This window comes from Micromonospora lutea (assembly GCF_016863535.1).
Classification (GTDB): Bacteria; Actinomycetota; Actinomycetes; order Mycobacteriales; family Micromonosporaceae; genus Micromonospora; species Micromonospora lutea.
Map to the genome: position 1 here is coordinate 96,020 of NZ_BOPB01000001.1, position 22,909 is coordinate 118,928.

The 22,909-nt window shown below is 70.5% G+C and carries 21 protein-coding genes and 1 tRNA gene; 16 read left to right on the forward strand and 6 right to left on the reverse strand.

Annotation, left to right across the window (positions count from 1 at the left end; all coding sequences use genetic code 11):
• Nucleotides 1–137: 137 nt before the first annotated feature.
• Nucleotides 138–1,820: a dolichyl-phosphate-mannose--protein mannosyltransferase gene (locus Vlu01_RS00485; protein ID WP_203990792.1), complete on the reverse strand. Its 1,683-nt coding sequence runs from the start codon at nucleotides 1,818–1,820 to the stop codon at nucleotides 138–140.
• Between the two features lie 66 nt (nucleotides 1,821–1,886).
• Here Vlu01_RS00485 and rsmI point away from each other — a divergent pair, with 66 nt between their 5' ends.
• Nucleotides 1,887–2,753, forward strand: a complete 867-nt coding sequence (gene rsmI / locus Vlu01_RS00490) for a 16S rRNA (cytidine(1402)-2'-O)-methyltransferase (protein WP_373307217.1) — start codon at nucleotides 1,887–1,889, stop codon at nucleotides 2,751–2,753.
• A gap of 27 nt (nucleotides 2,754–2,780) precedes the next feature.
• Here the strand turns inward: rsmI and Vlu01_RS00495 are convergent, their stop codons facing one another.
• Nucleotides 2,781–3,728 carry a hypothetical protein gene (locus Vlu01_RS00495; RefSeq protein WP_203990799.1) on the reverse strand — a complete coding sequence of 316 codons (948 nt, stop codon included), beginning with the start codon at nucleotides 3,726–3,728 and terminating at the stop codon, nucleotides 2,781–2,783.
• A 150-nt stretch (nucleotides 3,729–3,878) separates the two neighbouring features.
• On the opposite strand from Vlu01_RS00495, the gene metG reads away from it, so the two are divergent.
• Nucleotides 3,879–5,711: a methionine--tRNA ligase gene (gene metG / locus Vlu01_RS00500; RefSeq protein WP_203990802.1), complete on the forward strand. Its 1,833-nt coding sequence runs from the start codon at nucleotides 3,879–3,881 to the stop codon at nucleotides 5,709–5,711.
• 95 nt (nucleotides 5,712–5,806) lie between these two features.
• Here the strand turns inward: metG and Vlu01_RS00505 are convergent, their stop codons facing one another.
• On the reverse strand, nucleotides 5,807–6,658 hold the full coding sequence (locus Vlu01_RS00505) for an alpha/beta fold hydrolase (RefSeq protein ID WP_203990805.1): 852 nt from the start codon (nucleotides 6,656–6,658) through the stop codon (nucleotides 5,807–5,809).
• Between the two features lie 83 nt (nucleotides 6,659–6,741).
• Nucleotides 6,742–7,998 (reverse strand): hypothetical protein, encoded by a 1,257-nt coding sequence (locus Vlu01_RS00510; RefSeq protein WP_203990808.1) that lies wholly within the window; start codon nucleotides 7,996–7,998, stop codon nucleotides 6,742–6,744.
• Between the two features lie 89 nt (nucleotides 7,999–8,087).
• Here Vlu01_RS00510 and Vlu01_RS00515 point away from each other — a divergent pair, with 89 nt between their 5' ends.
• The 7 genes from Vlu01_RS00515 (at nucleotide 8,088) to Vlu01_RS00545 (ending at nucleotide 14,697) form a co-directional block, all read left to right on the forward strand.
• The gene (locus Vlu01_RS00515; RefSeq protein ID WP_203990811.1) at nucleotides 8,088–8,978 is read left to right on the forward strand and encodes a TatD family hydrolase; all 891 of its coding nucleotides are present in this window, start codon (nucleotides 8,088–8,090) and stop codon (nucleotides 8,976–8,978) included.
• 105 nt (nucleotides 8,979–9,083) lie between these two features.
• The gene (rsmA, locus tag Vlu01_RS00520) at nucleotides 9,084–9,956 is read left to right on the forward strand and encodes a 16S rRNA (adenine(1518)-N(6)/adenine(1519)-N(6))-dimethyltransferase RsmA (RefSeq protein WP_203990814.1); all 873 of its coding nucleotides are present in this window, start codon (nucleotides 9,084–9,086) and stop codon (nucleotides 9,954–9,956) included.
• A 32-nt stretch (nucleotides 9,957–9,988) separates the two neighbouring features.
• Nucleotides 9,989–10,573 carry a Uma2 family endonuclease gene (locus Vlu01_RS00525; RefSeq protein WP_239095608.1) on the forward strand — a complete coding sequence of 195 codons (585 nt, stop codon included), beginning with the start codon at nucleotides 9,989–9,991 and terminating at the stop codon, nucleotides 10,571–10,573.
• Nucleotides 10,570–11,517 (forward strand): 4-(cytidine 5'-diphospho)-2-C-methyl-D-erythritol kinase, encoded by a 948-nt coding sequence (locus tag Vlu01_RS00530; RefSeq protein ID WP_203990817.1) that lies wholly within the window; start codon nucleotides 10,570–10,572, stop codon nucleotides 11,515–11,517. Before Vlu01_RS00525 ends, Vlu01_RS00530 begins: the two co-directional genes overlap by 4 nt.
• Before the next feature lie 150 nt (nucleotides 11,518–11,667).
• Complete coding sequence (locus Vlu01_RS00535) at nucleotides 11,668–13,473, forward strand: ABC-F family ATP-binding cassette domain-containing protein (RefSeq protein WP_203990820.1); 1,806 nt, start codon at nucleotides 11,668–11,670, stop codon at nucleotides 13,471–13,473.
• Nucleotides 13,474–13,583: 110 nt separating this feature from the next.
• Nucleotides 13,584–14,039 carry a DUF4383 domain-containing protein gene (locus tag Vlu01_RS00540; RefSeq protein ID WP_203990823.1) on the forward strand — a complete coding sequence of 152 codons (456 nt, stop codon included), beginning with the start codon at nucleotides 13,584–13,586 and terminating at the stop codon, nucleotides 14,037–14,039.
• 178 nt (nucleotides 14,040–14,217) lie between these two features.
• Nucleotides 14,218–14,697: a DUF4383 domain-containing protein gene (locus Vlu01_RS00545; RefSeq protein WP_203990826.1), complete on the forward strand. Its 480-nt coding sequence runs from the start codon at nucleotides 14,218–14,220 to the stop codon at nucleotides 14,695–14,697.
• 3 nt (nucleotides 14,698–14,700) lie between these two features.
• On the opposite strand, the gene Vlu01_RS00550 is transcribed toward Vlu01_RS00545, so the two are convergent.
• The gene (locus Vlu01_RS00550; RefSeq protein ID WP_203991604.1) at nucleotides 14,701–15,381 is read right to left on the reverse strand and encodes a TetR/AcrR family transcriptional regulator; all 681 of its coding nucleotides are present in this window, start codon (nucleotides 15,379–15,381) and stop codon (nucleotides 14,701–14,703) included.
• 114 nt (nucleotides 15,382–15,495) lie between these two features.
• Nucleotides 15,496–16,449 (reverse strand): acyl-CoA desaturase, encoded by a 954-nt coding sequence (locus tag Vlu01_RS00555; protein ID WP_203990830.1) that lies wholly within the window; start codon nucleotides 16,447–16,449, stop codon nucleotides 15,496–15,498.
• A 131-nt stretch (nucleotides 16,450–16,580) separates the two neighbouring features.
• On the opposite strand from Vlu01_RS00555, the gene Vlu01_RS00560 reads away from it, so the two are divergent.
• The 7 genes from Vlu01_RS00560 to Vlu01_RS00590 all read left to right on the forward strand — a co-directional run bounded on the left by Vlu01_RS00560 (nucleotide 16,581) and on the right by Vlu01_RS00590 (nucleotide 22,873).
• On the forward strand, nucleotides 16,581–17,450 hold the full coding sequence (locus Vlu01_RS00560; RefSeq protein ID WP_203990833.1) for a helix-turn-helix domain-containing protein: 870 nt from the start codon (nucleotides 16,581–16,583) through the stop codon (nucleotides 17,448–17,450).
• Nucleotides 17,451–17,458: 8 nt separating this feature from the next.
• A tRNA-Gln gene (locus tag Vlu01_RS00565) sits at nucleotides 17,459–17,530 on the forward strand.
• A 101-nt stretch (nucleotides 17,531–17,631) separates the two neighbouring features.
• Nucleotides 17,632–19,167: a bifunctional UDP-N-acetylglucosamine diphosphorylase/glucosamine-1-phosphate N-acetyltransferase GlmU gene (gene glmU / locus Vlu01_RS00570; protein ID WP_203990836.1), complete on the forward strand. Its 1,536-nt coding sequence runs from the start codon at nucleotides 17,632–17,634 to the stop codon at nucleotides 19,165–19,167.
• A gap of 62 nt (nucleotides 19,168–19,229) precedes the next feature.
• Nucleotides 19,230–20,210 (forward strand): ribose-phosphate diphosphokinase, encoded by a 981-nt coding sequence (locus Vlu01_RS00575; RefSeq protein ID WP_203990839.1) that lies wholly within the window; start codon nucleotides 19,230–19,232, stop codon nucleotides 20,208–20,210.
• A gap of 269 nt (nucleotides 20,211–20,479) precedes the next feature.
• Complete coding sequence (locus tag Vlu01_RS00580; protein ID WP_203990842.1) at nucleotides 20,480–21,169, forward strand: 50S ribosomal protein L25/general stress protein Ctc; 690 nt, start codon at nucleotides 20,480–20,482, stop codon at nucleotides 21,167–21,169.
• A gap of 120 nt (nucleotides 21,170–21,289) precedes the next feature.
• Entirely contained in the window at nucleotides 21,290–21,880 is a 591-nt protein-coding gene (gene pth / locus Vlu01_RS00585) for an aminoacyl-tRNA hydrolase (RefSeq protein WP_203990845.1), read from the forward strand.
• A 165-nt stretch (nucleotides 21,881–22,045) separates the two neighbouring features.
• A complete protein-coding gene (locus Vlu01_RS00590) occupies nucleotides 22,046–22,873 on the forward strand; it encodes an inositol monophosphatase family protein (protein WP_203990848.1) in 828 nt (275 codons plus the stop codon).
• Nucleotides 22,874–22,909: the final 36 nt, after the last annotated feature.

Sequence of the window (22,909 nt, forward strand, 5' to 3'; positions counted from 1 at the left end):
GTTGTGCCTCCGGTCGCGGGTGGTTAAGCTGCTGGTGCGCGCCCCAATCGCCCGCTTCCCCCGTGGCAGGCGATCGGGGCGCGTCCTATTTGTCGACGATGGGCCCGTACGCCGAGGCGTACGGGCCCATCGTGGTGTCAGATCCAGCGGCCGTCCAACCACATTCGCGCCGACCAGTCCTCGTACGGCAACGTCCAGCCCACGAAGATCGGGTAGAAGTACGCGAAGCAGAGGACGACCAACGCCACGTACGCCCCGGCGATCACACCGCCGACCAACCGGCGTTCCCGGCTCGCCTCCTCGTCGGGGCCGGTCACGGCTCGGCTGCCGCTCAACCCCGCGGGCGAGGCGATGGCACCCAGCACGTAGACCACGGCGAGCACCAGGAACGGCACCACGGGCGCGGCGTAGAAGGAGAACATCGTCCGGCCGTCGAGGGCGAACCAGAACCAGGGCAGCAGCCCGGCCGCCACGGCGAGCAGAATCGCCCCGGCCCGCCAGTCCCGCCGGGCCAGCCCGAGCCAGACCAGTGCCACCAGCGCGGGCAGGAACGACCACCACAACAGCGGGGTGCCCAGCAGCAGCACCTCCTCGGCGCAGCTCGCCGCGCCACAGGGGCCGTCGCCGGTCCAGTGGAACGCCACCGGCCGGCCCAGTAGCAACCACTGCCACGGCCACGACTGGTACTTGTGCGGATCGTCGAGCTGGTTGTGGAAGCCGAGCGCGGCCTGGTGGTACTGCACCAGGTTCCACAGCGGGCCGATGATCGGCGTGTCGCTGAGGCCGGCGTCCGGGTACCGCTCGGCGAGCCGGTAGTAGCCCTCCTGGCTGTACAGCCAACCGGACCACGTCGTGACGTAGGTGACGGCCATCAGCAGGCCGGCGAGCACCATCCACGGCACGCCGTCGAGCAGTGTGTCGCGCCAGGGCCGGCGTACCCCGGCCGACCGTCGGGCGCCGACGTCCCAGAGGAACATCAGCAGCGCGAAGACGGGTACGAAGAACAGCGCGCTCCACTTCACCGCGAAAGCGCAGCCGAGCAGCACCCCGGTCGCCAGGCGCCACCAGGGCCAGTTCCGCCAGCCGCCGGGCGGACGGCCGGCCCGCCCGCGGGCGTTCGGATCCAGCCCGGCCTCCAGGGCCCGGGCCCAGCGGCGGCGGGTGGCGTCCCGGTCCAGCACCAGCGCACCGAAGGCGGCCAGGACGAAGAAGAGCAGGAAGATGTCGAGCAGCGCGGTACGGGAGAGCACCAGGTGGAACCCGTCGACCGCGAGCAGCAGGCCGGCGGCGCAGCCGAGCACCGTGGAGCGGAACATCCGGCGGCCGATGCGGACCAGCAGCAGCACCGACAGGGTGCCCAGCAGGGCCGCCGAGAAGCGCCAGCCGAACTCCGGCGCGGTGGTGAACAGGTGGCCGGGTACCGAGATGCCGTGCTCGGCGTCGTGGTAGCCGAACGCCCACTCGCCGAGACCGATCAACCACTTGCCCAGCGGCGGGTGGACCACGTACGACGGGGCGTTGTTGAGGTAGTTCCACTCCACGCCCTTGTCGATCAGCCCCCAGGCGTCCCGGGCGTAGTAGACCTCATCGAAGATCTTGCCCGGCGGATGGCTGAGATTCGCGAACCGGAGAACCCCCGCGATCACCACCACGACCGCCGTGGCCAACCACGATCGGTCGTTCAGCCCGGCCTCGACGGTGGCCAGCCGCCGGCGGATCGCCGCCGGTACGCCGCCCTCCGTCGGATCGGTGGCTGTCGTCGCTGCCGGCTCCGAGGGCTGGTCGGGGCTCGCGCTCTGTGCTGTCGACGCACTCGTCACCCGGCGATCGTAGGCTGCGAAGGGTGCCGGTGGTGCCTGTCGTCCCCATATCCGGTACGCCTGTCGATGAAGGAGTACGCCGCTGTGGGTGAAATGTCCGAAACGGGCCGCCTTATTCTGCTCGGCGCGCCGCTCGGCAACCCCGCCGACGCCTCCGCCCGGTTGCGGGATGTGCTCGCCGCCGCCGACGTGGTTGCCGCCGAGGACACCCGCCGACTGAACCGGCTCGCCCGCGATCTCGGCGTGACCATCGCCGGCCGGATCGTCTCGTACTTCGAGGGCAACGAGGAGCGGCGGACCCCGGAACTGGTCGACGTGCTCACCGAGGGGTACGTCGTCGCACTGGTCACCGACGGCGGAATGCCCAGCGTCTCCGACCCCGGCTACCGCCTGGTCCGCGCCGCCCTGGACGCCGGGGTGTCGGTCACCGCCGCGCCCGGCCCCAGCGCCGTCACCACCGCTCTCGCCCTGTCCGGGCTGCCCTGCGACCGGTTCTGCTTCGAAGGGTTCCTGCCCCGTGCCGCCGGCGCCCGGCGCGCCCGGTTGCGGGCACTGGCCGACGAGGAACGGACGCTGGTCCTCTTCGAAGCGCCGCACCGGATCGCCGCCGCGCTGGCCGACCTGGCCGACGCGTTCGGTGCCGACCGGCCCGCCGCGGTATGCCGCGAGCTGACCAAGACGTACGAGGAGGTGCTGCGTCGCCCGCTCGGTGAACTGGCCCGGTGGGCTGCCGACGGCGACCCGCGCGGCGAGATCACACTCGTGGTGGCCGGGGCTCCGGCCACACCCGCGGTGCGCCCCGACGACGACACCCTGCGCGCGGCGGTGACCGAGCGGGAGGCGGCCGGTCGGAGCCGCCGGGACGCGATCACGGACGTGGCGACCGAGTACGGGTTGCGCCGCCGCGACGTCTACGCGCTCGTACACCAGTGAACCGGTGCGTCCGTCGGACGCCGCCGGCTACCAGGCGGCGACCATGAAGCCGAAGGCGGTCAGCAGTGGACCGGCCAGCGAGGCGGCGATCGCCCAACGCCGCTCGGTCGGGTCGGGCAGCCGGGCCGCACCGGTCCAGCGGACGATGCCCACCGCGCAGCCGAGCACTCCGAGCAGCCCGAGCAGCCAACGCAGCTGAGCCCCCACCCCACGGTCGGCGTACGCGACGTGCCCGTCCGGTCCGGTCACCCGGGCGGGCAGGGCCGAACCGGGCACCGCCAGGTCCCGAGGCACCCCACTGACCCGTACGCCGTGGGTCCGGAACTCCTCGTCCCCCGCCGTGAAGATGCCCCGGCACCGCTGGGCCAGGCCGTCCCCGGTGCACCGGGTGACCGTCACCGTGCCGGAGGTGGCGTGCCCGACGGCGAGCCAGAGCGGGCCGGCGCTCACCCAGGCGAAGAAGGCCGCCGCGAGGCTCAACCCGATCAACGCGGCCAACCCCGCCAGGGGGTCCGGCGGGTGGCTGCTCCGCTCCCGGTGCCGGCGGACCGGCCGGAACCGCCGCCACCACGGATCGCCCTCGCCCGCTGCGTCCTGCCGCACCGGGGTGCCGTCCCAGTGCACCTCCTCGATCGGTGCCCAGAAGGTGTCCTCGTCCGGCGTACCGTCGTCGAGGGGCCGGTGCCGGCGACCCCGACGCCCGGTCGCGCGGATCGGGACCCGACGCGGCAGCGTGTCCACCGGCGCGCCGGTCGTCGGCTCCACCTCGACTCCGTGCGGTAACTCGACGGTGGCGGGTTCGGCCTGGTCCGGTTCGGTGCCGCCGGTTCCGCTCTCGGGTGCCGCCGAGGGCACCGCGCGGGGGTGCGGCGCCACCACCTGGGTACGCGGCGGCGCGCTGGTTTCCGGCCCGGCGTCGGGAAAAGGGCCGTCGGAGTGGTCTCGGGCGGCTCGGCTGCCAGTCACGCGTTTCATTGGACACCGGTGAGGGTGGCTGATCGGGCAGCTCAGGCAGCGTGTCGGCGACAATTCGGACGAACTGCTGACCTGGTCCGGACCACCACACCGACCGCAGAGCCCTATTGGTTCGCGGTCGCCACACGGGGGTCACTAGGCTTTCTGTCCATGAGTCACGTTCTCGCGGCAGTGGCCTGGCCGTACGCCAACGGGCCACGCCACATCGGCCACGTCTCCGGTTTCGGCGTTCCCTCCGACGTCTTCGCCCGGTACATGCGGATGGCCGGCCACGACGTGCTCATGGTGTCCGGCACCGACGAGCACGGCACGCCGATCCAGGTGCAGGCCGACGCCGAGGGTCTGAAGCCACGGGAACTGGCCGACCGGTACAACCGGGTGATCGTCGAGGACCTGCACGGCCTCGGTCTCTCCTACGACCTGTTCACCCGCACCACCACCGGCAACCACTACGCCGTGGTGCAGGAGCTGTTCGAGGGGATGTACCGCAACGGTTACATCGTGCCGAAGACCACCATGGGGGCCATCTCGCCGTCCACCGGCCGGACCCTGCCCGACCGGTACATCGAGGGCACCTGCCCGATCTGCGGCTACGACAGCGCCCGGGGCGACCAGTGCGACAACTGCGGCAACCAGCTCGACCCGATCGACCTGATCAACCCGCGCTCGAAGATCAACGGGGAGACGCCGGAGTTCGTCGAGACCGAGCACTTCTTCCTCGACCTGCCCGCCCTGGCCGACGTGCTGCGGCAGTGGCTGGACACCCGGGAAGGCTGGCGCCCGAACGTGCTCCGCTTCTCCAGGAACCTCCTGGACGACCTGCACCCCCGGGCCATCACCCGGGACCTGGAGTGGGGCGTGCCGATCCCACTCGACGGCTGGCGCGAGCGCACCGACAAGCGGATCTACGTGTGGTTCGACGCCGTCATCGGCTACCTCTCCGCGTCGATCGAGTGGGCCCGCCGCACCGGCGACCCCGAAGCGTGGCGGAGGTACTGGAATGTCACCGACGGCGCGGGCGGCGCCGCCTCGGCCAGCGACGCCGACGGTGACGCCCAGGCCTACTACTTCATGGGCAAGGACAACATCGTCTTCCACTCGGTGATCTGGCCCGCCCTGCTCGCCGGCTACTCCGGCGAGGGCAGCCGGGATGGCGAACCGGGCCAGCTCGGACGGCTCAACCTGCCCACCGAGGTGGTCTCCAGCGAGTTCCTGACCATGGAGGGACGCAAGTTCTCCTCCTCGCGCCGGGTCGTCATCTACGTCCGGGACTTCCTCCAGCGGTACGACGCCGACGCGTTGCGCTACTTCATCGCGGTGGCCGGGCCGGAGAACAACGACACCGACTTCACCTGGGCCGAGTTCCTGCGCCGCAACAACGACGAACTGGTCGCCGGCTGGGGCAACCTGGTCAACCGGTCCATCTCCATGGCGGCGAAGAACTTCGGCGAGATCCCGCCGATCGGCCCGGACGGGCTCACCGAGGCCGACCAGGCGTTGCTGGCCGTGGCCCGCGCCGGCTTCGACACGGTCGGCGACCTGATCGCCCGGCACCGGCAGAAGCAGGCCATCGGCGAGGCGATGAAGGTGGTCGCCGAGGCCAACAAGTACCTCTCCGAGCAGGCGCCGTGGAAACTCAAGGACGCGGCGGACAAGCCCCGGATGGGCACCATCCTGCACGTCGCCCTCCAGGTGGTCAGCGACGCCAACACGCTGCTCACCCCGTTCCTGCCGCACTCCGCGCAGAAGATCCACGAGCTGCTCGGCGGCACCGGGGTGCACGCCCCGATGCCGGTGATCGAGGAGGTCACCGACCTCGACGTCGGGCCGGCGTACCCGGTGCTGACCGGTGACTACACCCAGGGCACGCGATGGGAGTCCGTACCGCTCGCGGTGGGCCGGGCGCTCGCGGCCCCCAAGCCGGTCTTCCGCAAGCTCGACCCCTCGATCGTGGACGAGGAACTGGCCCGGCTCGAAAGTTGACCGTCGCCGCGATGGGCGCGGCCCGTTCGGGGTGCGCGCCCATCGCGGCCGTGCGTGAACCCGTGCCCCGGGCGCGGTGCGCGCCGGCCGTCGGATCAGGCGTGGGCCATGGTCGGCGAGCCGATGAACTCCATGATCGCCTGGTTCACCTCGGTGGCGTTGGTCCACGGGGTGCCGTGCGGTGCGCCCTTGAGGGTGACCAGCCGGCTGTCGGCCAGCATCGGCTGCAACCGCTGGCCGGTCTTCGGGTACGGCAACACGTTGTCCTTGTCGCCCTGCACGATCAGCACCGGCACGTCGATCCGGGACACGTCGGCCCGGAAGTCGGTACCCCACGCGTCCACGGAGTGGTACGTGGCCAGTGCCGAGGCCCGCGCGCCGATCTCCCAGTGCGCCCGGTGCGCCTCCTCGCTCACCAGCTTGCCCTTGTTCTCGCTGTAGTTGAAGAAGGCCTCGCAGAACTGGGTGAGGTAGGCGAACCGGTCCTGCAGGATCGCCTGTTTGAACCCCTCGAAGAGGCTGGCCTCGACACCCTCGGGGTTGTCCGGCGCCTGCCGCAGGTACGGTGCCAGCGGTGCCAACAGCACCGCCCGGTCCACCCGCTCCGAACCGTACGCGCCGAGGTAGCGGGTCACCTCGCCGGTGCCCATCGAGTGGCCGATGAGGATCGTGTTGCGCAGATCCAACTCGGTCATCAGCACGTCGAGGTCGGCGGCGAAGGTGTCGTAGTCGTACCCGAACGCCGGCTGGGCGGAGTTGCCGAAGCCGCGACGGTCGTACGTGATCACCCGGTATCCGGCGTCGAGCAGCGGTCCGGAGACCTTCTCCCAGGTCGCTCCGTTGAACGGAAAACCATGGATCAGCACGATCGGCTGACCCGACCCATGGTCCTCGTAATACAGGTCGATGGGCGCGGAGTTCTCCGTGCCGACGGTGATGAACGGCATCTCGTCCTCCTGTTCAGGCGGGAAACCGAGCCTTCCCCGGCGGACGTCCGGTATTCCTGCGCCACCCGAGCCTCAGGGGCAGGTCACAGGAGGTACGGGTGATCCACCACCTGATCGTCGGTGACTTCACCGCCCGGGGCCCATGTCTCGTAGACACCCCGTTCGTGACACTGTGCCCCGGTGGCGGCGACGGCGTCCGGATCGGGCCGTCGCAGCCGTAACCGCAGCCAGCCCGACTCCTCGCGCAGCACCAGACACGGCACCCCCCGCCAGGCGGCCAGGCGCAGCCGTCGGCTCGCCCCGTCGACCGGGTACCGGGCGGCCCGGGTCAGCGCCAGGACCCGGAAGCCGCCGGGCAGGTCGGCGACCGCCTCGTACTCGCCGCCCGCGTGCGTACCCACGAGCCGGGTCGAGCGCGGCGCCTCCCCGGTCGGCACATATTCCTGGTCCGGTGACAGACCCGGCACCTCGGCGAGCAGGTGCCGCCACTGTGGCCCGACCATCCGTAGCCAGCCCCGCTGCTCCGCCTGGTAGGCGTAGAGCACCACCTCCACACCCTCCGCCGGATAGGCCAGCAGGGTGGCGTTCGCCGGCATCGGCAGGTCGGCGAAGTCCCGGGTGACGAACTCCGGAATCAGATGATGGCTGCTCGGCGTGAAGCCGGTACCGAGCACCGCCGGACCCAACCGGTCCCGGGCACCCAGCGCCGCCAGGCCGCGGTACGCCGCACCCGCCGGCACGTCGTAGTCACCCTGGTCGGCGGCCCGCCAGCGCAGCGCGTACGTCACGTCCGCGCTGTCCCGGCCATCGCCGCCGTCGGTACGCAGCACACTCGTCGTCGTCGGGGTACGCAGGTGCGCCACGTCGTGTTCCCGGTAGCAGAACCCGTGCGGTAACCAGCCCCGGACGTAGCCGGCGAGTTGCCGGGCGGAGAGGATCTTCATCATCCGGGTGCCCCGCCGGACACCGGCGGAGGCGCGTACCGCAGTGATCAGCGGATCGTCAGCGGCGGCCGGCTGCTGCGCGAGCCGGTGCACCTCCGACCAGCCCCGCTCCCGGTGCAGCGGCACCAGCAACGGCGTCTCCGGCTCCTCGGCCTGCTCGGTCGCCCCATGCACTGCGGTGACCTCGGTGACGTGCACGAACCGTCGCCAGGGCAGCGCCGAGTTCGGCCGGGGCGCCCACTCGAAACCTGTCGCCTCGTCGGCGCTCAACAACTCGTACGCCGCGCCCCGTGCGATCTCCTCCGCCGGATAGACCGCACCGCCGAACGCCACCCGCAGACCGGTCCGCTCCGGCACCGTACCGCCGGCCCGGGAAAGCTCGCTTCGCGCGTCCACTCCGCGACGGTAGGGGTGCGGGGCGTAGCCGAGGTGAACTCCGGGTGGCGTGCCGATGGACTCGGTCGGTGTGTGATGCTGTCGACGAGATGAGCGAGCCGACCGAGTCCCGTAGCCAGCGCGCCGCCCGCCGTGCCGGAGAGTTTCCACCCGCACCCGAGCCGTTGCCCCTGCCGGTCCTGGACAGCCACACCCACCTCGACATCACCGTCAGCGAGGCCGGGGTACCGGGTGGTGGTGACGCCGCCGATCCGGTCGCGGCGGCCATCAAGGTCGCCGCCGCCGTCGGAGTGGACCGGCTGGTGCAGGTCGGGGTGGACGTCGCCTCCTCCCGCTGGGGTGTCGAGGTGGCCGGCGAATACCCGGCGGTGGTGGCCACGGTCGCGCTGCACCCCAACGAAGCCCCCCGGCTGACCGACCTCGACGAAGCCCTGCGCGAGATCGAGACACTGGCAGGCCAGGACCGGGTCCGCGGCATCGGTGAGACGGGCATGGACCGCTACCGCACCGGAGACGAGGGCCGCGCCGCGCAGGAGGAGAGCTTCCGGGCACACATCGCCATCGCCAAGCGGTACCACCGGACGCTGGTGATCCACGACCGGGACGCGCACGCCGACGTGCTGCGCATCCTCGACGACGAGGGCGCACCGGACACGGTGGTGATGCACTGTTTCTCCGGCGACGCCGAGTTCGCCGCCGAGTGCGTCCGCCGGGGCTATCTGCTCAGCTTCGCCGGCACCGTGACCTTCGCCAGCGCCGGGGCGCTGCGCGAGGCGGCAGCGTTGACCCCGCTCGACCAGATCCTGGTGGAGACCGACGCGCCGTACCTCACCCCCGTCCCGCACCGCGGCCGGCCCAACGCCTCCTACCTGATTCCGCTGACCGTCCGGGCGCTGGCCACCGTCACCGGCGCCGACCTCGACGAACTCTGTGCCGCCATCTCGACCACCGGCGACCGCGCCTTCGGCCCCTGGCGCTGAACCCGCCCCCGGCGGCTCGCTCGCGGCCCAACCGTTAGGAAGGGACCCTTCCTCTACACGAGGCGTTAATAAGGTGCCCTTCCTTACGCCGTACGCTGTCGGGCTATGGCCGCAGACCTGCTCGGCCCGGCGGAGATCCGGGACCTCGCCGCCCGCCTCGGCGTCGCGCCCACCAAGAAGCTCGGCCAGAACTTCGTGCACGACCCCAACACGGTCCGCCGGATCGTCGCCACCGCCGGGCTCGCCCCCGACGACGTGGCGCTGGAGGTCGGCCCCGGGTTGGGCTCGCTCACCCTCGCCCTGCTGCCCGCCGCCGCCCACGTGCACGCCGTCGAGATCGACGCCACGCTGGCCGGTGCGCTCGCCGGCACCGCCGCCCGGCATGCCGGCCCGGCCGCCGACCGGCTCAGCGTGCACCACGCGGACGCGCTGCGGATCACCGCCGCCGACCTGGCCGACCCGGCACCCACCGCGTTGGTGGCGAACCTGCCGTACAACGTCGCGGTACCCGTGGTGCTGCACCTGCTGGCCGAGTTGCCCAGCCTCCGGCACGGGCTGGTGATGGTGCAGAAGGAGGTCGCCGACCGGCTCGTGGCGGGTCCCGGTTCCAAGGTGTACGGCATACCGTCGGTCAAGCTCGCCTGGTACGCCCACGCCCGCGCCGCCGGGAAGGTGCCGCCGAACGTGTTCTGGCCGGTGCCCAACGTCGACTCCGGCCTGGTCGCCTTCACCCGCCGCGAACCGCCCCGCGCCGACGTCCCCCGAAACCAGGTCTTCGCCGTGGTGGACGCCGCCTTCGCGCAGCGGCGCAAGACCCTGCGCGCCGCCCTGGCCGGCTGGGCCGGCGGCGCCGACCGGGCCGCCGCCGCGCTCACCGCCGCCGGGATCGACCCCGGCGCACGCGGCGAGTCACTCACCGTCGAGCAGTTCGCCGCCGTGGCCGCGTCGGCCCCGAGTCGTACGCCGGGAGCACAGTAGGCTGAGGCAGTGCCCGCCGAGGAGGTGTACCAGTGACCGCGCAGCCGATCGACCCCGACGGGTCCGGCATGTGGGGCCCGGACCCGGTCCGGCAACGCCTGGCCAACCACACCATCGAGGACGTGCTGGCCCTCCCCGACGACGCCCCCCGCGTCGAGCTGCGTGACGGAGTCCTGGTCTTGGTCCCTTCCCCCACCATCGGTCACCAGAACATCGCCAACCGGCTCTGGATGTGGCTGTTCCACAACGCGCCCGACGATGTCGCGCCCGCCACCGCGGTCGGGGTGGCGATCAACCATCGCAACACCTTCGAGCCCGACGTGGTGCTGATCAAGCGCCCGGTCGTCGCCGACAACCACTACGTCGACGCCGAGCAGGTGGTGCTCGCCGTCGAGGTCGTCTCATCCGGCACCCGACGTCGGGATCGACTGGAGAAGCCTGCCGACTACGCCGACGCCGGCATCCCGCACTACTGGCGGATCGAGCAGAATCCCGTGCACGTGTACGCGTACGACCTCGTCGACGGCCGGTACGAGCTGGCTGCCGACTCCGCCGAGGAGCTGATCGTGACTAAGCCGTTCGACGTGCGGTTGTCAGTGCGGGACATCACCCCGTGACCGAGGCCTGGCGTCCGGAGGACGATGAGCCGCGCGGGGCGAGCGGTCCGGTCCGGGTACGGGTGCCCGCCAAGGTCAACCTGCACCTGGGGGTCGGTCCGCTGCGTCGGGACGGCTACCACGAGCTGAACACGGTCTACCACGCGATCTCGATCTACGACGAGCTGACCGCGCGTCGTGGCGACACGCTGACCCTCACCATGGAGGGCGAGGGCACCGGGGAACTCGCCCTCGACGACTCCAACCTGATCATCCGGGCGGCGCACGCCCTCGCCGGGTACGCCGGCGTGATGCCGCACGCCCGACTGCACCTGCGCAAGCAGATCCCGCTGGCCGGTGGGCTCGCCGGCGGCAGCGCGGACGCGGCAGCCGCGCTGGTCGCCTGCGACGCGTTGTGGGGCACCGGTCTGTCCCGTGACGAGTTGGCGAGCATCGCCGCCGACCTCGGCTCGGACGTGCCCTTCCTGATTCACGGCGGGACCGCGCTGGGCACCGGCCGAGGTGAGACGGTCAGCCCGGTGCTGGCCCGGCCCACCTCCTGGCACTGGGTGGTCGCCATCGCCGACGGCGGTCTGTCCACCCCGGAGGCGTACCGGGAACTCGACCGGCTCCGCGAGGCTGGTGCCGCCGGGCCGCCCCTGGGCAGCACCGACGGCCTGCTCGCCGCGCTGCGGCAGCGCGACCCCCGGGTGCTCGCCCCGAGCCTCGGCAACGACCTCCAGGACGCAGCCCTGGCCATGCGGCCGTCGCTGGCGACCACTCTGAAGGCCGGCGAGGCGGCCGGGGCGCTGGCCGGCATCGTCTCCGGCTCCGGACCCACCTGCGCGTTCCTCGTCGCCGACGCCGCCGACGCCGAACGCGTCGCCGCCGAGCTGGAGGCCGCCGGGGTGTGCCGGCAGGCCCGCACCGCCCACGGCCCGGTGCACGGCGCCCGGATCACCTGACGCCCCCGCCTGGCGCCGACGGGGTCCGCAGGTAGGGGCGGGTCCGGTCGGGCGGACGCCGAGGGCGAGGTTGCTCCACGTACCCTGGAACGACAGGCGTCCCCAGGTGCCCGCCGGCACCGGGACGCCTTGATCATGAAAGGTGGGTATGTGGCCAACATCGTCAACCTGGACCGGGTGTCCAAGGGCTACGGCGCGGCCGGGCCACTGCTCACCGATGTCTCGCTCGGCCTGGATGACGCCGACCGGATCGGCGTCGTCGGGCTCAACGGCGCCGGCAAGTCCACCCTGCTACGACTGCTGACCCGGACCGAACAGCCCGACGACGGCCGGGTCACCCACCGCCGCGACCTGCGGGTCGCCTGGCTGCCACAGAATCTCACCCTCAGCCCCGAGGCCACCGTCCGCGACGTCGTCCTGGGCACCGAGTGGCTCGCCGAGAGCATGGGCGCGGAGCACGAATGGGCCGGCGACGCCGGCGTACGCGCCATCCTCGACGGGCTCGGCATGCCCCACCTGGGCCTGGACGCCCCGGTCGGGCCGATGTCCGGCGGTGAGCGCCGCCGGGTGGCGCTAGCCGCCCTGCTGGTCCGCGACGCCGACCTGCTCATCCTCGACGAGCCCACCAACCACCTCGACGTCAGCGGCGTCGACTGGCTGGCCCGGCACCTGCTCAGCCGCAAGGGTGCCCTGGTCGTGGTCACCCACGACCGCTGGTTCCTCGACGCCGTATGCACCACCACCTGGGAAGTCGTCGATCAGACCGTACGGGCCTACGAGGGTGGCTACGCGGCCTGGATCCTGGCCCGAGCCGAACGGGAACGAATCGCCGCCGCCACCGAGGCACGCCGGCAGAACCTGCTCCGCAAGGAGATCGCCTGGCTTCGTCGTGGCCCCCCGGCCCGCACCTCGAAGCCAAAGTTCCGCATCGACGCCGCCAACGCCCTCATCGCCGACGTGCCGCCGCCGCGCGACACCATGTCGCTGCAACGGTTGGCCACCGCCCGGCTCGGCAAGCAGGTGTACGACCTGGAAGACATCCGGTTGCACGCCGGCCCCAAGACCATCCTCGACGGCGTCACCTGGCAGGTCGGCCCCGGGGACCGGGTCGCCATCCTCGGTGCCAACGGCGCGGGCAAGACCACCCTGCTGCGGATGCTCGCCGGCGTCACCCACCCCGACCGTGGACGGTTGATCACCGGTAGCACCGTACGACCCGCCTTCCTCTCCCAGGAACTCGCCGAGCTGCCCAGCGAGCTGCGCGTACTCGAAGCGGTCGAGGAGGTCGCCCGGCGGGTCCGCCTCGGCGATCGGGAGATCTCCGCCGCCCAACTCGCCGAGGTGTTCGGCTTCGACGACCGGCGGCTCTGGACCCCGGTCGGTGACCTCTCCGGCGGCGAGCGGCGTCGGCTGCAGATGCTGCGACTGCTTGCCGGCGAACCGAACGTGCTGCTGCTCGACGAGCCCACCAACGATCTCGACACGGACACCCTGGCCGCGTTGGAGGACCTGCTCGACTCCTGGCCCGGCACCATCGTGGTGGCCAGCCACGACCGCTACCTCATCGAGCGGGTGACCGACTCGGCGTACGGCATGTTCGGCGACGGTCGGCTGGTGCACCTGCCCGGCGGTGTCGACGAGTACCTCGCCCGCACCAACGATCGACCGGGACCGGGGCGTACCCCGGCATCCGTGACTCCGACCACCGGCCCGGCCGACGCCGGTGGAATGAGCGCCGCGGAGGCCCGGCAGGCCCGCAAGGAACTGGCCCGCCTCGAACGGCAGGTCGGGAAGCTGGAGCAGAAGGAAGCCGCGCTGCTGGACCAGCTCGCTGCGAACGCCACCGACTACACCAGAGTGGCTGAGCTGGACGCCCAGCTCACCCAGGTACGCAGCGAACGGGAGGAAGTCGAGCAGGCGTGGCTCACCCTGGCCGACGAGATTCCGGCGAGCTGACCCGCCGACCGGCCGCTGCCTGCGCCTTCGGTACCCCGTGTGCGGCGTCACACCATCGGATGCGGGAGAATCGTCGTCGACCCTCACCCAACGGCGTTGGAGACACTGACATGGCCCACACCCCCGTCAACCACCCCGCGCGGCCGATCTTCCGGGCGATCGGCGGGCTGATCGGTCTGTACCTGGTGGTCTTCGGAGTGATCGGCTTCCTCGCCAGCACCGGCGAGCCCTTCTTCGGCCGCAGCGACACCCAGGCCCTGGGTCAGGGCACGAACCTCGGTTTCTCGCTGTTCAGCATCGTGGTCGGCGCGATCGTGCTGGCCGGCACCGCCATCGGGCGCAACCTCGACGTGCTGATCAACCAGTGGTCGGCGTACCTGATCATGGTGGTCAGCCTGGCCGGTCTCGCCTTCATCCGGACCGAGGCCAACATCTTCAACCTGAGCGTCGCCACGGTCATCGTGTACATGGTGCTCAGCCTGGCGCTGCTGATGGCCGGCATGTACAGCAAGGTCGGTACCGACGAGGAGCACGAGGCGTGGCAGAAGGCTCGGCTCGTGCTCTGAGGTCTTCTCTGTTCCGGTTGTGGTTGTCGCCGGAGCCCGACCCGCTCCGGGCGGTCAGGCTTGATCCCTGCGCGGGTCGGGCTCCGGCGAAAACCTGTCGGGGTTGCGCATCCGCCCGCATCGGCTGCCCGACTGGGGAACAATGTCGTTGTTGTTCCCTTTTGGTGTGGAGGCGTCGATGCCGCACTTTCCGATCAACCATCCGGCGCGGCCGTTCTACCGGGTGCTCTCCGGCCTGATCGGGCTCTACATCCTGATCTTCGGCGTCTGGGGCACCGCGCTCACCTGGGGCCAACCGCTCTTCGGTCGCAACGGCGACTGGGCTCTCGGCCTCCGCACCAACCTGGCGTTCTCGTTGGTCTCCATCGTCTTCGGGGCCGTACTCATCGTCGGCGCGTCCCGGCGCGGCAACCTCGGCCACTACATGAACCTCACCGCCGGGGTCGTCTTCCTGGTCACCAGCATTCTGCTGATGTCGGTGCTGCAGACCGACGCCAACTTCCTGAACTTCTCCATGTCGACGGTGGTCGTCTCGATGATCTTCGGGCTGGTCCTGCTCGGCACCGGCCTCTACGACAAGGTCGGCCCGCACGAGGACGCCGAGGCCGAGCGAAATCGTCGCTACCACCCCGTCGCCGAGATTCACCGACGCCGCTGAGGGTCAACGCCCGCCCACGGTGATCAGACCGGGCTTCGCCTCCAGATGCGACAGCCCGTTCCAGGAAATATTCACCAGGTGCGCGGCGACCGTCTCCTTACGCGGCTTACGCACCTCCAGCCACCAGCGGCCGGTCAGGGCGACCATGCCCACCAGCGCCTGCGCGTACAACTCGGCCAGCTTCGGGTCGTACCCCCGACTGGAGAACTCCGCGCCGAGAATGTGCTCCACCTGGTGCGCGACGTCGTTCATCACGCTGCTGAAGTTGCCGCTCGCCGAGAGCACCGGCGACTCCCGCACCAGCACCCGGAAGCCGTTGGTCTCCTCCTCGATGTAGCCGAGCAGGGCCAGCGCGGCCTGCTCCAGCAACTCTCTCGGATGACCCGCGGTCAGCGCCGTGGTGATCCGGTCCAGCAGGGACCGGACCTCCCGATCCACCACCACCGCGTAGAGCCCCTCCTTGCCACCGAAGTGCTCGTAGACCACCGGCTTGGAGACCTTCGCGCGCGACGCCACCTCCTCGATGGAGGTGGCGTCGAAGCCGCGTTCGGCGAAGATCTGCCGACCAATCGAGATCAACTGCTCCCGACGTTGCGCGGCGGACATGCGTACCCGGGGCGTCGGTTTGGCCGCCGCGGGCACCGCTCGCCGCCGCTTGCCGCCCTCGTTGGGAGCCTCGACCATCTCGTCACCTCGCTGGCGCTCGGCGACGCCCTGTCGTGGGATGCTGCCTGCTTGCCGCCCGTTCACCCGAACATACTGCCAGGTAACTTGCGGGGTGGGTGTCCGGTACGGCTGCTAGGCCGCCGGCTTCGCCAGCTTCGCCGCGATCCGTTCGGGCTTCGGCCAACGCACGTCCCACGCCGCGCCCATCTTCTCGAACAGCCAGATCACCCGGGCTGAGATGTCGATCTGCCCCCGCAGGACACCGTGCCGGGCGCTCGTCGGATCGGCATGGTGCAGGTTGTGCCAACTCTCCCCGAAGGAGACCAGCGCCAGCGGCCAGAAGTTCGCCGCCCGGTCACCCTGGCGCATCATGAACGGCCGTTCTCCGTACACGTGGCACACCGAGTTGATCGACCAGGTGACGTGGTGCAGCAGCGAGATGCGGACCAGACCAGCCCAGAACAACGCGGTCAACGCCCCCTGCCAGGACCACGTGAACAGCCAGCCCATCGCCGCCGGCCCGAGCACCGAGACGATCACCAGCACCGGGAAGAACCGGTCCATCCGTCGGATGTCGCGGTCGGCCAACAGGTCCGGCGCGAAACGCTCCCGGTTGGACAACTCCCGGCCGAACAACCACCCGATGTGCGCGTGGAACAGCCCCTTCACCAGTCCGCGCAGATTCTCGCCGAACCGCCACGGCGAGTGCGGGTCCCCCTCCAGGTCGGAGAAGGCGTGGTGCCGCCGGTGGTCGGCCACCCACTGAATGATCTCCCCCTGCACAGCGAGCGAGCCCGAGGCGGCCATCGCGATGCGTAGCCACCGCTTCGCCTTGAAGGAGCCGTGGGTGAAGTAGCGGTGGTAGCCGACCGTGATACCCAGACCCGACACCACGTACCAGAAGGCGGCGATGCCCACGTCGACCCAGCTGAGCCAGCCACCCCAGGCCACCGGTACGGCGGCGATCAGCGCCGCGAACGGGATCACCACGAACGACCACAGCGCGATCAGGATGCCGCGTGACTGGGTGCCTTGGGTGAGGGGCTTGGGGCCGGTCGAGTGAGGGTCGAGAAGGGCGTTGGACATGGCACCTCACAGAAACGTCGAATCGCTAATCTACGCCTACGTCACCGTAACTTAAGGCTGCGGTAGATCACATCACGCAGCGATGCGAATGAATGCCCGAGGTGTCGTACCTCCGCCCTAACCTGCACCGCATGACTGGTTTCGATGCTGCCGAGGTGCGCCGGCTGCGCACCGAGGAGCAGCTGTCGGTCCGTGAGATCCGCGCCCGCACGGGCCTTGGCCGCAACCGGATCCCCGAGCTGCTGCGGGGCGTTCCCGCGCCGGCGCGGACAAGGCGTCCCAGGGCAAAGGACGACCTGCGCGCCGAGGCGGTCGCGCTTCGGTCGACGGGGCAATCGGTCCCGGAGATCGCCCGACGGCTGGAGGTGAGCCGGTCGACGGCGTACCTCTGGGTCCGGCACCTCCCGCTCACCCGGAACCGCGAGGAGGAGCTGGAGCGCCGGCGAGCACACTCGAAGGTCATGACCGACGCTCGGTGGGCGGCCCACCGTGCGGCACGGGACAGGGCCCAAGCGGAGACGCACGCGCTCGCCGCGCGGGTGGTCGGCCAGCTCGATGAGCGTGATCTGCTCCTGCTCGGAGCGGCGATCTACTGGTGTGAGGGCACCAAATCGAAGCCATGGCGTCGTGATGACCATGTTCAGTTCGTCAACAGCGATCCGGGGTTGCTCTCGCTCTTCCTGCGCTTCCTCGAAGCCTGCGGCGTCGACCGCGCCGTACCGACCTACCGGGTGAGTATCCACGAGACTGCTGACCCGGACGCGGCGGCTGAGTGGTGGTCGACCGAGTTGGGCGTGCCACTTGAGCGTTTCCGCCGGGCGAGCCTGAAGAAGCACAACCCCACAACCGCCCGCTTGAATACCGGTGACGGGTACCGAGGCTGTCTTGTGATCAACGTGCCGCGTAGCCGCGAGCTCTACTGGCGAATAGAGGGTATGATCGCCGAGCTGTTCCGGTCGGCTGCACACACTTTCGTCGGTGGATGCGGTCCGTCGGCTTGACATGTCAATGGGGTGTGGGGTAACGGCAACCCGCAGGCCTTTGGAGCCTTGAGCTCCTGGTTCGAATCCAGGCACCCCAGCAGATGCTCGCCACTGCCGATCATCGCGCCTCTGCCGACCAGGCCGGATTGTCTGGTTAGCATGGCCGCGAGACTGTCCGCGTTCCGACGGGAGCCACGTCGTGTCCGAGCCCCAGCCCCGTACCGTCGTCGTGCTTGCCGCCGGTGAGGGCAAGCGGATGAAGTCGTCGCTGCCCAAGGTGCTGCATCCGCTGCTCGGCCGGACCCTGGTGGGTCATGTGCTCAACGCGGCCGATCCGCTGGAGGCGGCGCGCACCCTGGTGGTGGTCGGGCACGGTGCGGACCAGGTCCGTGCCCATCTCGCCGAGATCGCACCGGAGGCCATCGCGGTCCACCAAGCGGAACAGCTCGGTACCGGTCATGCGGTGCGGATCGCGCTGGAGGCCGCCCCGGAGGTCACCGGCACCGTGGTGGTCCTCAACGGTGATGTGCCGTTGCTACGACCTGAGACGGTCGTGGAGCTGGTGGCGACGCACGAGGGCGAGGGGGCGGCAGCGACCGTGCTCGCCGCGGAGGTGCCGGACCCGACCGGGCTCGGACGCATCGTGCGGGACGCAGCGGGTCGGTTGGAACAGATCGTCGAGCAGCGTGACGCGACCCCGACCCAGCTGGCCGTTCGGGAGATCAACGCGGGCATCTACGCGTTCGACGCGGCTCGGCTGCGGGACGTGCTCGGCAAGCTGTCGACCGACAACGACCAGGGCGAGGAGTACCTCACCGACGTCTTCAAGATGCTGGTCTCCGCGGGCGAGCCGGTGGGAGTGCATCTGGCGGCCGACCACACCGAGACGCTCGGCTGCAACGATCGGGTGGAGTTGGCGGCGCTGCGTCGACTGCTGCGCGACCGGGTCAACGAGCGTTGGATGCGTGCCGGTGTCAGTCTGCTCGACCCCGAGACCACCTGGATCGACGTGACGGTGGCCCTGGACCGCGACGCGGTGGTGGATCAGAACACCCAGCTCCGTGGTGGTTCGGTGGTCGGCAGTGGCGCGGTGGTCGGGCCGGACGTGACGTTGATCGACACGGTGGTGGGGCCGGGCGCGACGGTGCTGCGCAGCCACGCGGTCGGCGCCGAGGTGGGGTCGGGCGCCAGCGTGGGACCGTACGCGTACCTGCGGCCGGACGCGCGGCTGGCGGAGCGGTCCAAGGTCGGCACGTTCGTCGAGGTGAAGAATTCCGAGGTGGGTGCCGGTGCCAAGGTGCCCCATCTGTCGTACGTGGGCGATGCGACGATCGGGGCGCGGGCGAACATCGGCGCGGCGACGATCTTCGTGAACTACGACGGCGTGAACAAGCATCGCACCGTGGTCGGCGAGGCGGCTTTCGTGGGCTGCGACACGAGCCTCATCGCGCCGGTCGAGGTGGGTGCCGGGGCGTACGTGGCGGCGGGGAGCGCGATCAGCAAGGACGTTCCTCCGGGCGCGTTGGGGGTCAGCCGGGCGGAACAGCGCAGCCTGGAGGGGTGGGTGACGCGCAAGCGTCCGGGCTCGGCCTCCGCCGAGGCGGCCGAGCGTGCCCTGCGGGGTGCGCAGGGTGCTCCGGTCGGGCCGTCCTCCGCAAGTCAAGGTGAGGCAATCCACGGCACCGCCGAGTCAGTGGGCGGTGCGGCCGGGGCGGGAGATACTGCAACCGAATAGTCCCCGGCCGACCACCACCGCAGGCCGGGTACCGCCTACCGAATACGGGAGCAGACGGGCCCATGGGCAGCATCGTCGCCGAAAACCGCAAGAGCCTGATGCTCTTTTCCGGACGTGGCTTTCCGGAGCTGGCCAAGGAGATCGGTGAGGTGCTCGGCGTCGCGCCGACGCCGGCCGACGCCTACGAATTCGCCAACGGCGAGATCTTCGTACGGTTCAAGGACTCGGTACGTGGTTCGGACGCCTTCGTGGTGCAGTCGGTCACGCACGGGGTGAACACCTGGATCATGGAGACTTTGATCATGGTCGACGCGTTGAAGCGTGGGTCGGCCAAGCGGATCACGGTCGTCCTGCCGTTCTATCCGTACTCGCGGCAGGACAAGAAGCACCGTGGTCGGGAGCCGATCTCGGCACGGTTGATCGCTGATCTGCTGAAGACGGCCGGGGCGAACCGGATTCTCACCGTCGACCTGCACACCGCGCAGATCCAGGGCTTCTTCGACGGTCCGGTGGACCACCTCTTCGCGATGGACATCCTGGCCGAGTACGTGCAGCGCAGGTACGCGGGCCGACCGATGACGGTGGTCGCGCCGGACTCGGGCCGGGTGCGGGTGGCCGAGCGGTGGACGGACCGGCTGGGTGGTTGCCCGCTGGCGTTCATCCACAAGACCCGGGACCCGATGAAGCCGAACCAGGTGGTGGCGAATCGGGTGGTCGGCGAGGTCGAGGACCGGGTCTGTCTGATCGTCGACGACATGATCGACACGGGCGGCACGATCTGTAAGGCGGCGGACATCCTGCGGGAGTCGGGGGCGGCGGACGTGATCGTGGCCTCCACCCACGCGTTGCTCTCCGACCCGGCGACGGAGCGGTTGAAGAACAGCCCGGTCAGCGAGGTCGTGGTGACCAACACGCTGCCGTTGCCGCCGGAGAAGCAGCTCGACAAGCTCACCGTGTTGTCGATCGCGCCGCTGCTGGCCCGGGCGATCCGCGAGGTCTTCGATGATGGGTCGGTGACCACCCTTTTCGGTGGGCTGAGCTGAGCGCGGCTCACGGCTGAGCCGTCTGGCCGGTGCCGGGCGGGGATGTGCGGGGCGGGTACGGGGACTGCCGGAAAGCTTGGAAACCGCTCGGGTAGACTAGTGCGGTTGCCACGGCGAGGGTGCCCTGCGGGCCGCTGAGAAGCGCCGCACGGAGGCACCGTGATCGACGCGGTGCTCCGGGCAGTCTTCTGACGCATGAGCCCCTGCGAGCCCCCCGCCCAGCACCGCCAGACGACAAGCTGCCGCAGCGAAGCATCAGGAGTTTCCCCGTGTCCGAGGTAAAGATCAGCGCCGAGCCCCGCACCGAGTTCGGCAAGGGTGGTGCCCGCCGTACCCGCCGGGCCGGCAAGGTGCCCGCCGTGCTGTACGGCCATGGCGAGAAGCCCAAGCACATCGCGCTCCCGGCTCGCGAGTTCGCGGCCGCGATTCGTAAGGGTGGCGCGAACCAGCTCTTCGCCATCGACGTCAGCGACGGCACCCAGGCGCTGGCGCTGCCGAAGGCGATTCAGCGTGACCCGATCAGGGACACGTTCGAGCACGTCGACCTGCTGCTGGTGCGTCGCGGCGAGAAGGTCACCGTGGATGTGCCGGTGCAGCTCACCGGTGAGGCCGCGCGCGACACCCTGATCGTGCACGATTCGGACACCCTCTCGGTGACCGCCGACGCGACCAAGGTGCCGGATCACCTGGAGGCCTCAGTCGAGGGTGCCGAGGCGGGTTCCCAGGTCACCGCCGCCGACGTGACGCTGCCGGCGGGTGTGGAGCTGGCGGCCGACCCGGAGCTGGCGATCGCGACGATCACCGCCGCGCCGACCGCCGAGCAGCTGGAGGCGACGCTGCCCGAGGTCGAGGAGGCCACCGAGGAGGCCGAGGCCGAGGTCGGCGAGGTCACCGAGGGCGCTGCCGAGGAGCCGGCCGCCGAGGGCGAGGCGGGCACCGAGGGTCGTACCGAGGCCTGATCGTCTCGCGGGTTCAGTTTGCGGCAGGCGTCCCCGGTTCTCGGGGGCGCCTGCCGGCGTATCGGGTGTTCGGCTGCGCGGCGGGTGGTTGACCGCTGGTGTGAGCGGGAGGGGCGGGCGGTGACGGACGAGACTGGGCCGTGGCTGGTGGTCGGCCTGGGTAACCCGGGCCGGGAGTACGCGGGTAATCGGCACAATGTCGGGTTCATGGTGGCGGATCTGCTGGCTGACCGGCTGGGTGGAAAGTTCGGCCGGCATCGGCGGGCGATGGCGGAGGTCGCCGAGGGGCGGCTGGGGTTGGGTGGGCCGAAACTGGTGCTGGCCAAGCCGCTGACCTACATGAATCTGTCCGGTGGGCCGGTGGCCAGTCTGGCGCAGTTCTACAAGGTGCCGCCGGGGCGAGTCGTCGCGGTGCATGACGAGCTCGACATCGGTTATGGCCAGGTTCGGGTCAAGTGCGGCGGTGGCGAGGGCGGGCACAACGGCCTCCGGTCGATGTCGAAGTCGTTGGGCACGAAGGATTACGTGCGGGTGCGGTTCGGCATCGGTCGTCCGCCGGGGCGGCAGGATCCGGCGGACTACGTGCTGTCGGATTTCGGCACGGTGGAGCGCAAGGAGTTGGACTTCCTGGTGGACCGGGCTGCGGACGTGGTGGAATCCGTGGTCAACCGGGGTGTGGAGCCTACTCAGAACCTGTACCACGGGGGCTAGCGCGGCTGCCGAGCTTCCTGTGCCGGCTCGACGAGGGACGTCGGCCCGGTGCCAAGGAGCGGACTGTCGGGGTCGGATTCGTCGATGGCCCGGTAGTGTGCGGGTTCGGCGGTCGGCCGGGCCGGCCGCTCGGCGTACGCGGTTCGTGGCGACGGGAGCGGAAGCATGGGCGGTCCACCGATGAGCGACGGGGCTTTCGCGCGGTGGTTGGCGGATCGTGCCGGGCAGGCGTTGCTGGGTCTGCGGGCGGAGATGGGTTTCGCCGATGCCGGTGCGTTGAAGTCGGCGGGGGACAAGGTCTCGCACGACCTGATCCGTACCGAGCTGGCGAGGTGGCGTCCGGCTGACGCGGTGCTCTCCGAGGAGGACGAGGGCTCCCGGCTGGCGTGGGCGGCCGAGGTGAGCGCCGATGCGGTGTCGCGGTTGACCGCTGACCGGGTCTGGATCATTGACCCGTTGGACGGCACGCGGGAGTTCAGCGAGGAGGGGCGCGCGGACTGGGCGGTGCACGTGGCGCTCTGGGCCCGTGACGCGACGACGTCGCATGGTCTGATCGCCGGTGCGGTCGGGCTGCCGGCGCAGCACCGGGTGCTGGGTACGGATCTTCCGCCGGCCGCTCCGTCGATGAGGCCGGAGACGGCCGGTGGCGCGCAGCGGGTGCGGTTGGCGGCGAGTCGAAGCCGACCGCCGGTCTTCCTCACCGATCTCGCGGCGGAGGTCGGGGCGCAGTTGGTGCCGATGGGTTCGGCCGGGGCGAAGATCGCTGCTGTGGTCACCGGTGAGGTGGATGCGTACATCCATGCCGGCGGACAGTACGAGTGGGACTCGGCGGCGCCGGTTGCTGTGGCGACGGCCACCGGACTGCACGCTTCCCGTATCGATGGTTCTGCGCTGAAATACAACGAGGCGGACCCGCGCCTGCCGGACCTGTTGGTGTGCCGCAAGGATCTCGCCAGCCGGTTACTTGCGGCGCTGCAGCGGCATTGCGGGTAGCCTGTCGCTTGTTCCTGACATCCCCGACCGGAAAGG